The sequence below is a fragment of the Roseitranquillus sediminis genome, assembly GCF_016918935.1.
GTDB lineage: Bacteria > Pseudomonadota > Alphaproteobacteria > Rhodobacterales > Rhodobacteraceae > Roseitranquillus > Roseitranquillus sediminis.
The window spans coordinates 46546-60316 of sequence record NZ_JAFFOB010000023.1 but is presented as its reverse complement, the minus strand read 5'-3'; the positions used below and the strand labels follow the sequence as shown (position 1 = coordinate 60316).

Annotated in this window: 15 protein-coding genes; 9 read left to right on the top strand and 6 right to left on the bottom strand. The window is 66.7% G+C overall.

The annotated features are described in order from the left end of the window. Window positions 1-20 precede the first annotated feature (20 nt). Both JM664_RS15830 and JM664_RS15825 read right to left on the bottom strand, forming a co-directional pair. Window positions 21-491, bottom strand: a complete 471-nt coding sequence (locus tag JM664_RS15830; protein ID WP_227420907.1) for a CHRD domain-containing protein — start codon at window positions 489-491, stop codon at window positions 21-23. 34 nt (window positions 492-525) lie between these two features. Continuing rightward, entirely contained in the window at window positions 526-846 is a 321-nt protein-coding gene (locus tag JM664_RS15825) for a c-type cytochrome (RefSeq protein WP_227420906.1), read from the bottom strand. 262 nt (window positions 847-1108) lie between these two features. Between JM664_RS15825 and JM664_RS15820 the strand changes: the two genes are divergently transcribed. From JM664_RS15820 to JM664_RS15785, 8 genes are all read left to right on the top strand, one after another. Further along, window positions 1109-2068, top strand: coding sequence for a LysR family transcriptional regulator (locus tag JM664_RS15820; RefSeq protein WP_227420905.1), 960 nt, complete (start codon window positions 1109-1111; stop codon window positions 2066-2068). 142 nt (window positions 2069-2210) lie between these two features. Beyond that, the gene (locus JM664_RS15815) at window positions 2211-3266 is read left to right on the top strand and encodes a LysR family transcriptional regulator (RefSeq protein ID WP_227420904.1); all 1056 of its coding nucleotides are present in this window, start codon (window positions 2211-2213) and stop codon (window positions 3264-3266) included. Between the two features lie 188 nt (window positions 3267-3454). Next, window positions 3455-3535, top strand: a complete 81-nt coding sequence (gene pqqA, locus JM664_RS19055) for a pyrroloquinoline quinone precursor peptide PqqA (RefSeq protein WP_227420944.1) — start codon at window positions 3455-3457, stop codon at window positions 3533-3535. A gap of 38 nt (window positions 3536-3573) precedes the next feature. After that, on the top strand, window positions 3574-4488 hold the full coding sequence (pqqB, locus tag JM664_RS15805; RefSeq protein ID WP_227420903.1) for a pyrroloquinoline quinone biosynthesis protein PqqB: 915 nt from the start codon (window positions 3574-3576) through the stop codon (window positions 4486-4488). 8 nt (window positions 4489-4496) lie between these two features. After that, a complete protein-coding gene (gene pqqC / locus JM664_RS15800) occupies window positions 4497-5243 on the top strand; it encodes a pyrroloquinoline-quinone synthase PqqC (RefSeq protein WP_406675823.1) in 747 nt (248 codons plus the stop codon). Continuing rightward, a complete protein-coding gene (gene pqqD / locus JM664_RS15795; protein ID WP_227420902.1) occupies window positions 5240-5551 on the top strand; it encodes a pyrroloquinoline quinone biosynthesis peptide chaperone PqqD in 312 nt (103 codons plus the stop codon). The genes pqqC and pqqD overlap by 4 nt, the downstream gene beginning before the upstream one ends. Then, complete coding sequence (gene pqqE / locus JM664_RS15790) at window positions 5548-6711, top strand: pyrroloquinoline quinone biosynthesis protein PqqE (protein ID WP_227420901.1); 1164 nt, start codon at window positions 5548-5550, stop codon at window positions 6709-6711. The genes pqqD and pqqE overlap by 4 nt, the downstream gene beginning before the upstream one ends. Beyond that, window positions 6708-7658 (top strand): alpha/beta fold hydrolase, encoded by a 951-nt coding sequence (locus JM664_RS15785; RefSeq protein ID WP_227420900.1) that lies wholly within the window; start codon window positions 6708-6710, stop codon window positions 7656-7658. Before pqqE ends, JM664_RS15785 begins: the two co-directional genes overlap by 4 nt. Here the strand turns inward: JM664_RS15785 and JM664_RS15780 are convergent. From JM664_RS15780 to JM664_RS15765, 4 genes are all read right to left on the bottom strand, one after another. Continuing rightward, entirely contained in the window at window positions 7636-10542 is a 2907-nt protein-coding gene (locus tag JM664_RS15780) for an insulinase family protein (RefSeq protein ID WP_227420899.1), read from the bottom strand. The genes JM664_RS15785 and JM664_RS15780 overlap by 23 nt on opposite strands. Window positions 10543-11234: 692 nt before the next feature. Continuing rightward, complete coding sequence (locus JM664_RS15775) at window positions 11235-12311, bottom strand: hypothetical protein (protein WP_227420898.1); 1077 nt, start codon at window positions 12309-12311, stop codon at window positions 11235-11237. Window positions 12312-12407: 96 nt separating this feature from the next. Beyond that, the gene (locus tag JM664_RS15770; protein WP_227420897.1) at window positions 12408-12851 is read right to left on the bottom strand and encodes a hypothetical protein; all 444 of its coding nucleotides are present in this window, start codon (window positions 12849-12851) and stop codon (window positions 12408-12410) included. 74 nt (window positions 12852-12925) lie between these two features. After that, window positions 12926-13282 carry a hypothetical protein gene (locus tag JM664_RS15765; RefSeq protein ID WP_227420896.1) on the bottom strand — a complete coding sequence of 119 codons (357 nt, stop codon included), beginning with the start codon at window positions 13280-13282 and terminating at the stop codon, window positions 12926-12928. Between JM664_RS15765 and JM664_RS15760 the strand changes: the two genes are divergently transcribed. Continuing rightward, window positions 13247-13627 carry a hemerythrin domain-containing protein gene (locus JM664_RS15760; RefSeq protein ID WP_264465754.1) on the top strand — a complete coding sequence of 127 codons (381 nt, stop codon included), beginning with the start codon at window positions 13247-13249 and terminating at the stop codon, window positions 13625-13627. The genes JM664_RS15765 and JM664_RS15760 overlap by 36 nt on opposite strands. Window positions 13628-13771: the final 144 nt, after the last annotated feature.

Below are 13771 nucleotides of genomic sequence, written 5' to 3'. Positions count from 1 at the left end.
CCTCCTCAGATTCCTGCGGCTCAATTGGTCGACGCCATCCACGGCGTCATCTCGTAGTCATCGGCTACGAGCCAAGCCCGCAACTCGCCGTCCTCGTTGCGCTCGGTGTTCACGACGACGTAGACCTCGTTGTTGTCGAGCTTCTGGATCTGCTCGTCGCTGAGCTCGACGGTGCCCTCGAAGGTCCCGTCGGTGCCGCCGTCCACCGCAAATTCGCCGAATTTCGGTCCTGCCATGCCCATCGGCGCTTCATGCAGCGAGACCATCGTGGGCTCGCCCATCAGGCCGCTGTACTCGCCGGTGACAGTCAGCGTGCTGCCATCCAGCGTCGCCTGCACGTCGCCGGTGCCGCCGATCATGGACTTGTTGACGTCGGAGACCGGCATGAAGCCGAGCTTCTCGCCGTACGTCTTGCCTCCCTGAGCCCAAGCGCCAGAGACGGCGATCAGCCCCCCCACGGCGGCGCCTAGTATCAAATCTCGTGCTCTCATCGCTCATTCCCTCCCGTAGTTGCGACAGATGTCTTTAGTCGGCCTCGGCCGTCTCCTGTGTCATGACGCCGTAGTCATTGCCCCAGCTGTTCATGACGTAAGTCCCGACGGCGTGCGCCTCCTCCGGCGACAACACCGAACCGAAGCCCGGCATCTCCTCGCCACCGTTCATGATCCGCTGATAGGTGCCGTGAACGTCGGCAAGAGATCCGGCGTTCACCAGAGTCGGCCCCACGTCGCCGCGCCCGTTCTCGCGGTGGCAGCCCGCGCAGAAGTCCACGTAGAGTTGCTGCCCCTCGGCCATCATCTCCTCGGTCGCAGCTTCATCGACCGCCGCCTGGACCTGAACCAGCATGTCAGGTCCGCGGCCTTCCGGGGAAAGCGGCCGGACCGGCGAAATGCCCGATGTAGCGGTGACACAAACGCCAAGGGCGATACAGGTTACGACACTTTTCAACTGGAGCCTCCAACTTGAATTCGGTCCACCCGCCGTCGCATCTGCGACGACCTGACCAGCGGACCTGATTTCCTGAACTTTCAATGGGATTTCGCCCATTCTTGGGCTCAACTACAAATAGAGATTGTCGAGACAGCCATAACGGAGTCCTATGGCAGGCATGGCACCCGTCCTGCAAACCCGGCGGCTCTACTACCTGGCGGCCATCGCGGATCACGGCTCGATCACCGACGCCGCCAGGCACGTCAGGGTCGCCCAGCCAGCGCTGACACATCACATGCGCGAACTGGAGCGCGAACTGCGCGTGCAGCTGCTGGACAGGTCGCACAGGGGAACCAAGCTGACCGACGCCGGCCAGCTCCTTCTCTCCCACGCACGTCGCATCCTGGACGAGGTGCAGCGCGCCGAAGCTGCGCTAGAGGCACTGCGCACTCAGGCGGCATCGGCGGACAGGCCGTTCCGGCTGGCCGTGATCCCGACCCTCGCCAGCTCCTTGACCCCGCGCCTCTTCGCGGCAGCTCGTGCCGAACTGGAGCACATCCGCCTGCACATTTCCGAGATGACGGCGCGCGAGGCGTTCGTTCTGCTGGATCATGGCCAGATCGACGCTGCCGTGACCATCGTCCTGCAGCCGACGGACGACACCAATGTCCTCGCGTGGGAGAAGATCTACTTCGTGTGCGCTCCGCAACTCGCGCGCAAGCTTACCGGCGCCGTCTCGCTGGAAGAGATCGGCGTCCACCCGCTGATCCTCCCGTCGAAGATGAACTACGTCTACAGCGAGATCATCGAGCGTTTCGCGCGCGAGCAGGGCGTCGAGATCGCCATCGACATGCAGATCGACGGCCTCGGTTCGCGCAAGCAGGCTGTCATCGCCGGGCTTGGCGGCACGTTCCTGCCGTTGGTAGCGGTGCAGCAGGAGGTGAAGGAAGGAACTCTCGTGGCGCGATCCTTCGCTCCGCCACTGATCCGTCCGATCATCCTCGCCACGAGAGACGGGCTCGACCCGGAGCTCGTCTCCTGGACGGACCGGACATTGCGCCGATTCCTGAGAGAGCTTCTGGTCGAGGCACCGACATCGCCGGAAACGACACAGGGGCTGGCGCCCGTCGGAGCTTGACCTGCAACGGTCAACGGCGACGGCTCTCTCGACAATACCGCAAATGGCGCGGCAGGATGGCAGCCGACGCGCAGGAGGTCGGACTGCGTCGCGGTGGCTTCGCCGCGGCCATGTCCGAGCGCGGATTGGCGGGAGAAAGCCGATGACGGAGCGAGACGGCCACAAGCTTCCCCCGCGCGGGCCAGACAAGCCCCCGCGCGCGGGTCTCGACGGCACCGCGGGGCTCACTCTGCGCCGGCTGCGTATCTTTTCGGCGGTGGCGCGAAGCCACACACTTACCGGCGCGAGCAAACAGCTCGGTCTGGCGCAACCGACGCTATCTCAGCAGATCTCGAACCTCGAGGAGGTGGTGGGCGCGCCGCTCTTCGACCGTCGATCGAACCGGCTGACGCTGACTGAAGCCGGGACACACCTGCTGCGCCACGTCGAGCCGGTGCTCTCGACGATGCAGCGGCTGGAGGAGGGGCTGTGGCAACTCGCCGAGGGCAAACGGCAGACGATCCACCTCGCCGGAATAAACTCGGTGCTGCGGGTGATCCTGCCGAAGTCGATGCACCTCATTCACGACGCGTATCCGAACATCGACTACGACATTCATGAGAGTGGCCCCGCCGAGGTGCTCGAGATGCTCTACGGAAGACGGGTGAATCTGGGGCTCCTGTCCGCGAACTCGATCGCGCCCGCGAGCGCCGGGTTCCTGCATGTGCCGCTGTTCGACGATCCGTATGTGCTCGCGGTGCCGGAACGCCTGAACCTCGACGGCGTGACCCATCCTGCCGTCGACCTGCGCCGCGAGGACCGGAACATACTGATGCGGTCGATCCAGTTCGTCTTCGGCACCCCGCACGCGCATCGCGTGCAGGCCTGGTACGACGAGGCCATCCCCGGGAACTGGCCCTTCACACAGGCCCGCAGCTTCGAGGTTGCACTCGGGATGGTGCGGTCCGGGCTCGGTGTCTGCCTTGCCCCTGCCCTGTCAAGCGTCGTGGGCGACAAGCCGATCCCCGGCCTTCGGCTCTATCGCGTGAACTTCCCGCCGCGACAGATCGTAGCCCTGTTGCCATCACAGTACGCCCGGCAGGAGCCCTACGCCGCGCTCCTCGAGGCGTTGCAGGAGGTGGGACGCCTCCACGCGCCGCCGACGGTGAACGAGACGCCCCCGTTCCTGCGCGACAAGGAGGCCGTGCTGGCGACCTAGAGCGGCTTTCGGTTCCGTGAGGTCAGCGCCTGGCCCTCACCTTCTTGCAGCCGGGCGAGAAGCACAAGGATCGGGAGCGGCACCGCATCAGGAAGCCCTATGGTTTCCATAGATGGAGGTCGCGCACGGTCTGCTTACTCTTCAATCCAGCGGCGAATGGGTCGCCGTGTATCCAGGGAGAGTTTCGCATGGCTTGGAATGCACCCAAAGTTTCCGAAGTGCCAGTCGGCATGGAAATCAACATGTACGCCTGCGCGAAGCAGAAGTAAGCAATAAAGCCCTCCGCCAGCCGATCGAAAGGCCGACCATGCTGACCATCGTCGTGCTCGGAACCACGGCGGGCGGAGGGCTGCCGCAGTGGAACTGCAACTGCCCGACGTGCCGCGCTGCGTGGGAGGATCCGCAGTTGCGAGACACGCAAGCGTCGCTCGCGCTCAGCGCCGACGGCGAGAATTGGTTTCTGGTGAACGCGTCGCCGGACATCCGGCAGCAGATCATCGAAACGCCGCAACTGCATCCGCGTGCGGACCAGCTGCGTCACTCGCCAATCGCCGGTGTAATTCTGACGAACGGTGAAGTCGATGCCATTGCCGGCCTGCTGACGCTCCGCGAAGGATCTCCATTCGGTATCTGGGCGCACACCCGTGTCCTGGAAACGCTGGAGGCGAACAACATCTTCAACGTTCTGGACCGGGAGCGCGTGCCGCGCCGACCGATCGAGCTGGGCCGGCCTTTCGAGCCCGTGCTGCAGGACGGCCGACCTTCGGGTCTCGTCATAGAGGCGTTCGAGGTGCCAGGGAAGCCCGCTTGGTACCTTGAGGAGACGGGCACCGACGAAGCGACCGGAGATACGCTCGGCCTCTACGTCCACACACGCGACGGCACCGGAGCCTACATCCTGACCGCCTGCGGCGGCGTCACGCCGGAACTCGCCGCGAGACTCCGTGGCGCATCCGCCGTCTTCTTCGACGGCACGCTCTGGAGCGACGACGAGATCGTGCGGGCCGGCCTCGGGCGGAAGACGGGGCAGCGGATGGGACATGTTTCGATGTCCGGTGAATCTGGCGCCATTGCGGCGCTCGCCGATCTCGAGATCGACCGAAAGCTCTTCATCCACGTCAACAATTCCAATCCCGCACACCTGCCGCACTCGCCGGAGAGGCAGGAGTTGGAAGCGGCAGGTTGGGAAATCCCGAGCCCGGGCCAGGAGGTAAGGCTGTGACACTCGACATGCCGATGACGGAAGCGCCACTGCAGAGCGCCGAGGACCTGGAGCGCAGGCTCTTCGAGATCGGTGCGACCCGCTACCACAACCTGCATCCGTTCCATGCAATGCTTCACGGCGGCAAGCTCAACCGCGGCCAGGTGCAGGCGTGGGCGCTGAACCGCTACTACTACCAGAGCTCGATCCCGCTGAAGGATGCGATCGTCGTCTCCCGCTTTCGCGACCGCGCCATTCGCGTCGAGTGGCGCCACCGGATCGAGGACCACGACGGCTCGGAGGGCAGCGAGGGCGGTATCGAGCGCTGGCTGCAGCTCACCGACGGCCTCGGCCTCGACCGCGCCTACGTGGAGTCGACGGCCGGCCTTCTGCCAGCCACGCGGTTCGCGGTGGACGCCTACCTGAATTTTGTCGGCACGAAGACGCCGCTCGAGGCCATTGCCTCGTCGCTGACCGAGCTGTTCGCGCCCACGCTGCACGAAGAGCGGATCGCGGGCATGCTCGAGCACTACGACTTCATCGACCCCTCGATCATGACCTACTTCCAGCGCCGGCTGGAGCAGGCGCCGCGCGATGCGAACTTCGCGCTGGACTACGTCAAGTCGCATGCGCGGACCCCGGAGGAGCGGCAGGCGGTCTGCGACGCGCTGACGTTCAAGACAAACGTCCTCTGGGTGCAACTCGACGCGCTCTACCATGCGTATGTCTCGGGCTTTCCGCCGCCGGGCGCCTTCGTGCCCGAGGAGGGTCGGTGACGGGCCGGCAGCGAATGTTCGTCGGGCCGGAAAGCCGGCCCGTCCTGCCTCGCCACGCGCGCCTGCGCTTCGACAAGGCTCGGCAGATGTGGCTCCTGCTCGCACCCGAGCGGGTATTGACGCCGGACGACATCGCCGTCGAGGTTCTGCATTTGTGCGACGGCACGCGCAGCGTGCGGGACATCGCTGAGGAACTGGCGCAAAAGTATAAGGCCCCGACCGAACAGATCGTGACGGACGTCGAGTCCATGCTTCAGGATCTCGCGGACAAGGGGTTTCTCGCCGAAATGCAGGAGCAGCCGAAATGACCGACGTCCTCGACGAGACACGGCCGGCGGGCGGGCTTGACCCCGATGCCGCCGCGACCCACGGCATCCCCATCGCAGTGCTGGCCGAGATCACCCATCGTTGCCCACTGCAGTGCCCCTACTGCTCGAATCCGGTAGAAATGGACCGCGCGAACGCCGAGCTGTCCACGGACGAGTGGAAGCGCGTCATCGGAGAGATGGCGGATCTGGGCGTCCTGCAGATCCACTTCTCCGGCGGTGAGCCGACGGCGCGGACCGATCTGGTCGAGCTGGTGCGGCATGCGTCGGAAGTGGGGCTCTACTCCAACCTCATCACCTCGGCGGTGATGCTGACGCGGGAAAAGGTTGCCGAACTCGCCGATGCCGGGCTGAGCCACGTGCAGATCAGCTTTCAAGCGAAGGATCCATCGCTCGCGAACCGGATCGGCGGGCACAAGCGCGGTCATGGCAAGAAGCTCGAGGCCGCGGCGTGGGTGCGGCAGGAGGGGCTGCCGCTGACGGTCAACGCCGTGATGCACCGCCAGAACCTGCACGAATTGCCGCAGATCATCGACATGGCGGTAGAACTCGACGCCCACCGGCTCGAGGTGGCGAACGTCCAGTACTACGGATGGGCGCTCAAGAACCGCGCCGCTCTGATGCCGACCGAGGCGCAGATCGAGGAGTGCAATCGCGTTGTGGCCGAGGCGACGGAGCGGCTGCACGGCATCCTAGCGATCGACTACGTGGTGCCGGACTACTACGCGCTCAGACCGAAGAAGTGCATGGGCGGCTGGGGGCGTCAGTTCTTCAATATATCGCCGGCGGGCCGCGTGCTGCCTTGCCACGCCGCAGAGTCGATCACCGGCCTGCGCTTCGACTCGGTTCGCGACCACAGCCTCGCCTGGATCTGGGAGCACTCGGACGCTTTCAACCTCTATCGCGGCACCGACTGGATGCCGGAGCCCTGCCGGAGCTGCGAGTTCAAGGAAGAGGATTTCGGCGGCTGCCGTTGCCAGGCCTTCGCCCTGACCGGCAACGCCGCGGCGACCGATCCCGCGTGCGCGCTTTCGCCGAAGCACGAGGAGATTTTTCGGCTGGCGAGTGAGGAGGCGACAGGGGGCGACACCCGCTTCGTCTATCGCAACTTCGCCGGAGGCACGCTCGAGCCGCAGGGTTGACGCCGCTCACCGACGAGATGGTGCGCGTCGGCGACGGGCACGAGCTCTGCGTGCGCAGCTACGGCACGCCTGGCCGGGTGCCGGTGGTGTCCCTTCATGGCGGCCCGGGCAGCGGGGTGCAGTCAAGCCACCTGCGCATTTTCGATCCGGCGACCTGCCATATCGTTGCGTTCGACCAGCGCGGCGCCGGCCTTAGCCGGCCGCAACGCGACCGCAAGGCCAACACAACGGCGCACCTCGTCGCTGACATGGAGCTCCTGCGCGAGAGCTTCGGCTTCTCGGCCTGGCTCGTCGTCGGCGGGTCTTGGGGCGCGACGCTGGCACTTGCCTATGCGCAGGCGCATCCCGAGCGGGTGCTGGGTATGGTTCTGCGCGCGACCTTTCTCGGCACGCGGGCGGAGCTAGAGCGGGCCTTCGGGTCGGGGCTGCAGACGGTTCACCCGGCGCTTCATTTCGACTTCCTCGGCATGTTGCCGGAGGCGGAGCGCGAAGACCCCCTGCCCGCCTACTGGCGCCGCATTCTCGATCCCGATCCGGCCGTGCATGCCCCTTTCGCCCGGGCCTGGCACGACACCGAGCGCATCCTGTCGCAGCTCGCTCCCGCGAACGACCGTCTCGATGCCGATGCCATTCGTGCCGCCGAGACGCCCGGCCCCGCATCGCCCTACATGGAAGCCCACTACTTCTCGCAGGATTGCTTTCTCGACGCGCCACTCATCGACGGTGCACCGCGGCTCGACGGCATTCCGGGAGCGGTGGTGCACGGTCGGTACGACCTGCTCTGCCCACCATCCACGGCGTGGGCCTTGGCCGCGGCTTGGCCCGACGCCCGCGTGCGCATCGTCGAGGAATCCGGCCACGGGCTCGACCATCCCGCCCTCTTCGCGGCGGTGGAGGCAGAGGTGGCGCGGATGGTTGCCCGCCTCACGTCAACCGCGTCCGGCTAAGCCACTTCGGCCGCGCAACCTCGACCCGGTCGAGCGCCTCGGCGCCGCCAAGCACTACGACACGGGTCGCCACCTCTTCGAGCGCCGCACCGACGTCCGCAAAGTCGGCTGCCGTCGCGCCGAGAAGCTCCGACCGCCGCGCGTTGCGCCACGCCTCGTCCTCGCCGCACAGGTAGCGACGGAGTGCAGCGAAGCCGCGTGGTCCGGCCGGCAAGGGGCGGTCCTGCGCGCCCACGGTCGCGATGACGGCGGCATCGACATCCCGCGGCGACGGCCCGGCCCGCAGATGCGCAGCGGCGGCACGGTAGGTCCCCAGCGTGCGCAGGACGTGCGGATCGCGGTAGGACAGCATGGTGACGACGCCGCTCATCGCGTCAAACCTGCAGAGCGCCCCGTAGGCACCACCCTCAACCCGCACCTGGTCCCAGAGCCAGGCGTTGGCGAGGTGCCGAGCCGCCGCCTCAGTCACGCCGGAGGGCGTCAGACCGGCGGCGTGAAGATCGCCGCCCAAGCCCACGAAATTCACCTGCGCAGGCACCTCGATGGCCTCGGTTCGAGACAGCGGTACCGTCGCGTCCTGCGCCGCGGGGACGGTCGGCGTCGAGCCTTCGAGCGTGTCGAGCAGGCGCGCGACATGTGGCTCCGTCGCGCTCTGCGAGGCCGGGTCCGCCGTGACGTTGCACACGAGCGCCCTGCCGCGCAGGTGATCCCGCAGCGACGCAAGCTCCGCCGTCAGTGTCTCGGGCCGCTCGTCCAGCGCCGTCGCCGCGTCGCGCAAGTACTCCAGGTAAGTCACACCCGCCGTCGCCTCGGCCAGCGGTCCTGCAGGGCCGAAACCGGCGCGAAGGCGCAGGTCCACGAACTCGTGACCGGCAGGGACGAGCCGCGCCTCCAGGCGGGCCTTCTCGCGCAGGACCACCTCGCGCAGCCTTGCGACGTCGTCTAGCCTCGCGGTCAGCAGGATCTCCGACAGGATCTCGCAGAGTTCGCCCGCCCGTTCGGCCAGTGCCTTGCCGCGCAGGAAGAGGCGGGCCGCGGTGCTGCCATTGCGGCACGTCGCCGCCCAGGGCTCGGTGGCGATGCCGCCGGTCGCCCTGCCGATCCAGCGCCCGAGGGCTACGTGATCCCGCCTCGCCGTCCCCGTCGCCAGCAGCGCTGCGCCGAGCAGCCGCGCCGCGGCGGCCTGGGCCGGTGGAAGATCGGCGATGTCGAGCCCCAGGTCGACGTGGACGACGCCCTGCGTCGCGAGTGGCTGCGCCAGCCACAGATGCACCCCCGTCCGCCGAGCCTCGACCGGGTCGTGCGGCAGCCGCTCGGGAAGGTCCGTGCGGCGAAGGAGCGGGATGGCGGCGAGCGCTTCCGGGCTCTCCGCCTGCGTGCCCCGCAGATCGATGGCCCGCTCCCTTCCTTCGCGAGCATCCCCCACCTGCTCCGCGCGACGCCGCTCCACCACCGCGTCGCGCGTGGCGCGGCCGGGATCGGCCTCGAGGACGACCGTGACGCGGTGCGGGGAGCGGATCAGTCCCGCGATCATCCGTTGCAGAACCGGCTCGCCGCCGATGAGACGCTGCCGAAGACGCAGGAGCGCGTCCGAGAAGTTCAGCGCCGCCAGCGGATCGTCGCCGTGCCTCCACGACGGAAGGGCGCGATGCATGTGCTGGATTCCCGCCGGCACCGGCCCCACTGCCCCCTCCCGCAGAGCGAACTCGACGCTATTGATGGCCGGCTCGATCTCGGCGGCATCCAGCGACTCGGCCGCGCCGGCGAGAGCATCCAGCGCGACCGCCTGCGCGTCATCGACCGCTGACGGATCGAGGCCCGAGAACGCGACGCGAAAAGTCGGCTGCAACCCTCCCTCGGCATAGCCGCCGGAGAGCATGTCCTCGGCAATCCCGCTCTCCACGAGCGCGCGGCGCAGTGGCGACGTCAGGCTCCCGACGAGGAGCCGGTCCAGCACCTGCCACGCGAGCCGCTCGTCCAGGTCAGGTCCAGCGCCGAGCGCCCACGCGAGCGCCAGGAATCCGTCCCGCCGGCGGGCTCCGCGCGTGCCCGGATAGGACGCGCGAACGACGCGCGGCGCCGCGAACGCAGGCTGCTCCGCCACCGCCGGCGCCAATGTCCCATTTGGCAGCGCATCGAACTTTTGCGCCAGTACCTCGAGCTCCCATGTCGGATCGTCGGGACCAGTCAGGACGACGAGGGCGTTGGCTGGCGCATAATAGCGCTGGTGAAAGGCCAGCAGGGCCTCGTGCGTCAGGTCGGGGATCGCGCTCCAGTCGCCGCCATAGCCGTGACCATAGACCGTATCAGGAAAAAGCTCGCGCCGCGTGGCTTCGGAGAGCACGCCGAGCGGCGACGAGACGTAGCCCTTCATTTCGTTGTAGACGACGCCCTGAAACGAGGGGCGCCCCTCTGGGTCTGGCTCGAGCCGCCAAGCCTCCTGCAGGAAGGTCTCCGGCGTCAGGAGCGGCGCGAACATCGCGTCGAGGTAGACATCCATCAGGTTGCGGAAGTCCGTCTCGTTCGGGCTCGCGACCGGATAGACGGTGGTGTCGGGCATCGTGACGGCGTTCAGGTAGGTCTGGAGCGACCCCTTCATCAGCTCGACGAAGGGCTTCCGGATCGGGTAGCGACGCGAGCCGCAAAGAACGCAGTGTTCGAGGACATGAGCGATCCCGGTCGAGTCCGCCGGCAGCGTCCGAAACGCGATGGCGAAGACCCGGTTCGGATCGTCAAGGCGCAACGAGAGGACTTCGGCACCGCTCGCATGGCGAAGTAGGCGGCCATGCCCCCGTATTTCCGGCAGCTCCCGTTCCGCCTGTAAAGCGAACTCGCCCGTCACGAAACGTCCTCCGAAGTCGACCAGTCGAACGTGCCTTTCCATCGCCTGAAGCGCAACGACGGCACGACCATCGTTGCCATGGATCTGCGCGCACAGAGCTGCGTGCCACGAGCTGGGAGCTCGGAGTTCGTCGAAATCCGAACGCGGGCTCGGCCTCGACCCATGGTCGATCAGAAGCACGACCTTGCGAAGGCGGAACCTGGGATATTGCATGATCGGGTCCGTCATTCTGCGCCACCAAGTCTCCGCCAGGATCTCCTGATCAGCTCGGCGTGGCGGGCGATGGCCGCGAGAACATTCCGGAGGGTCCGAGAGTTGAGCCCGGACTCGCGCGCGAGAGACCGCACGCTGTGCAATCGACGCTCGGTCAGGGTGGCGCCGAGAACCTCTTACCAGGGGCGAAGTCCACCGCGCCGAAGGTTTGCTCCCGCAAGATCCGCTTGATGTCGCCTGGATCTTTCTGGCCTTTTCAAAGGTAATCGTGTCGTATAACGGCTCGAGAATCTTCCGGCAGCCGGGCTTTCCGCCCTTCCCCCCGGGATTCCTCTGGATCTGGAGCAAGGCGGCGCAGATTTCACGCGCGCAGCCTGGACCCGAACTCGATCCGCATCCCGAGCATCTCCGTGCTCCGCACGCCTGCTCGATAGTCGGTTGTAAAGCCATGCCGTCCCTTGCATTCCCTCCTGCGCACCGAGGAAGCGTTCTATCTCCCGATCGTCATCGCCTTTCCAAGTTCAAGCTGCAGCCGCGCTCGTTCCGCCCGCAATCGAGAGCAAGAGGCGTTCGTGGAAAGCTGGCCCGGCAGCGGGCGGAGCCCGAGGCCTTGCCGAGCTCACTGACAGGCGTCCGCCGAACGACCGAGCCCTGTCGTCAATCGGCTCCCAATCGGAACCTCCTATTGGAGTGGGCCCCTGGGGGCGGACGGTTGGAGCGGAAAGAATTGACCGGGTGCGCCGGGCTTTCGAAGGACGGAAGCCATGGCAAAGCACTGATCCCACAGCGTCGAGTTCAAGCGGCAGGTCGCGCAGGAGTGCCTGGCCGGCGAGACCCTGCACGGGCTGGCGAAGCGTCACGATATCTCCCGGAACCTGATCCGGTCGAACGTATACATTCGGCGCGTCGACAAGTACGAGGCAGGTGCGTTCGATGATGACGCTCATAAGGCAGACGCGGTCCGCGAAGTCCGCCGTCACCTGAGGGACGATCTGGCGCTTTTCATTCGTGAACTTCCGGCACTGCGCGTCCCGCGAGTTTTTCGCGAAGATGGCGACGCGAGTGCCGTCGCGAAGCGAGACCCGGAGGTCGAAGAAGTGGGTGCGTAGCGCACCCTCCTCGTCCTTCCAAGGGAAAGGAACCTGGTTCTCGACCTCCACGACCTCGCGGCGCGCCAGCATGATCAGCGCGATCTGCATCTCCGTGTGGCTTTCCATCTCCATCGCCCGGCCCTCGTCCTCGCCGCAGACCAGCGCGCCGGTGAAGTGTTTCTGGACACCCATCTTGATGCTGCGGGCGGCGGAGGGCGGCTGCGGCAACAGGATGCCGCCGGTCGGGGTCTCGTACATGGTCGGGGTTTCCGTTTCGAAGCGTCGATCAGGTTCGGGCCTGGTCGGATTGTTGAGTGTCGGGCGCGGCGAGGCTTGATGGCGAAAGCACTCCATCTCCGTCAGGACCGCTGAAGTCCCGTTGGTCGCTCTGGTACTCTTCACTGGCGCAGGGCATCTCTTGAGGCTCTCGATCCCGTTGCGGCTCGGCACTCGTCCTGCGGAGAAGCTTGGCGCGTTCGGCTCGACCGGAAGAAAAATCTCGAACAATCTCCGAAGCCTTTGTTCCAGCCTACAGACTTGGCCTGCGCGAGCCGCATGTGGCCGCTCAAATTCCGAGGACGAGAGATGAGCGGCCGAGAGCGCCTACGCCCGCAACAGCCGAAGTACGGCGCGCTCCGCGGCGATCCGTTCGAGCGTCGCATCTCGAGCCGCCATGAACCGGGACAGGGTGTCGCGCACCAGGAGGAGCTCCTGACCCCTCTCGCTGTAGATCGGGCAGTCGCGGATCTCGCCATGCTGTCCGTCGGCGTCGTAATGCGTTTCGATGAAACGCCGCTCCTGCCCGACGATCTCCGAGCGCAGGTCGGCCTCGAGAATGCCGCGGAGCGCCTGAAGGGACGCATCGTCGCGAACCTCGAAAGCCTCGCGCTCGCCGATCCGTCGCAGGGTCCGGGCGACGATCCCGAAATCGCCGGTATTGCCGCCGGCGCAGACGGCATGCGCCGTCCGTTCGAGCTCGCGCCCGAGGCGTACGGCAGTGCTCGCCAGGTCGTCGAGCGACGGCGGGTCTGGTAATGTAGTCTTCATGTGAACCTCACGGGTTTGCCCGGGCCACGATCACCGGGCGTCAAGGCTCGACCCCCGGGGGGATCGAGCGAGGCTCAGGCGGCGAAGGCTCCGCGATGTTCTGCCGCGACGCCGATGTCGGTCGGGCTCTCGTCGATGACCTGGAGCAGGTCTTCGAGGAGATCGGCGAGCAGGCACATCTCTTCCACTTCCGGCGATGCAGGATCGATCTGAGAGAACAGGTCGGTCTCGAGCAGGTCGGCATCGCCGACGTCGTGAAGGCGGAGCAACCGGTGGATCGCCATGAGATCGCGCCGGATCTCGCCGCCGACGTGGCTCGCCGTCTCGAGGTAGATACCGCAGGAAATGACGTGGGCCTCGAGGCGATGGCGCCAGACGATCCGGAGCGTCGCGACATGATGCGCCTCCTGGCCGGCGAGCTCGAGATCCACGAACACGTCGAGGACGAGATCTTCTATCCCGCCGTCCGCCCGGTCAGCGAGGACGTCCCCGTGGCCCACGCCGAGCACCAGCAACTCGCCGACATGCTTGCGGTCACTCTGCGCCTCGGCCCCTCGACCCCGGAGTTCGAGGAGCAGCTGCGCGCCCTCCACCAGGCCGTCGACCACCACGCGAGCTCGGAAGAGCGCTCGATGTTCAAGGAAGCGAAACGCCTCGGCGACGCCCGCCTCCGCCATCTCGGTGCCGAGATCGAGGCGATGCTCGACCACGAGCGCGAGTCGCGCGCTCGCAGTGCCTTCCGCGACCTCAAGATCCGCCTGCTCGAAGGCGCTTGAACTTGTCCGGAAGACGGCGGAGCAGCGGGATGCGGTTCCTCTGATCTCTGTCGCTGCGGCGCGCAACAACGGCGGCTTCGGCCGCTGCGACGCGGCAGCCGTAGCATCTGCCGAAATGAAGCTCTGGGCCGTTCGGTCGCATCG

Coding starts and splice junctions, on each gene's coding strand:
- JM664_RS15780 (WP_227420899.1), bottom strand. CDS start 10,542: ATGGAAAGGCACGTTCGACTGGTCGACTTCGGAGGACGTTTCGTGACG.
- pqqB (WP_227420903.1), top strand. CDS start 3,574: ATGCTGACCATCGTCGTGCTCGGAACCACGGCGGGCGGAGGGCTGCCG.
- JM664_RS15770 (WP_227420897.1), bottom strand. CDS start 12,851: ATGAAGACTACATTACCAGACCCGCCGTCGCTCGACGACCTGGCGAGC.
- JM664_RS15760 (WP_264465754.1), top strand. CDS start 13,247: ATGATGCGCCTCCTGGCCGGCGAGCTCGAGATCCACGAACACGTCGAG.
- JM664_RS15830 (WP_227420907.1), bottom strand. CDS start 491: ATGAGAGCACGAGATTTGATACTAGGCGCCGCCGTGGGGGGGCTGATC.
- JM664_RS15825 (WP_227420906.1), bottom strand. CDS start 846: ATGCTGGTTCAGGTCCAGGCGGCGGTCGATGAAGCTGCGACCGAGGAG.
- pqqC (WP_406675823.1), top strand. CDS start 4,497: ATGCCGATGACGGAAGCGCCACTGCAGAGCGCCGAGGACCTGGAGCGC.
- JM664_RS15820 (WP_227420905.1), top strand. CDS start 1,109: ATGGCACCCGTCCTGCAAACCCGGCGGCTCTACTACCTGGCGGCCATC.
- JM664_RS15815 (WP_227420904.1), top strand. CDS start 2,211: ATGACGGAGCGAGACGGCCACAAGCTTCCCCCGCGCGGGCCAGACAAG.
- pqqA (WP_227420944.1), top strand. CDS start 3,455: ATGGCTTGGAATGCACCCAAAGTTTCCGAAGTGCCAGTCGGCATGGAA.
- pqqE (WP_227420901.1), top strand. CDS start 5,548: ATGACCGACGTCCTCGACGAGACACGGCCGGCGGGCGGGCTTGACCCC.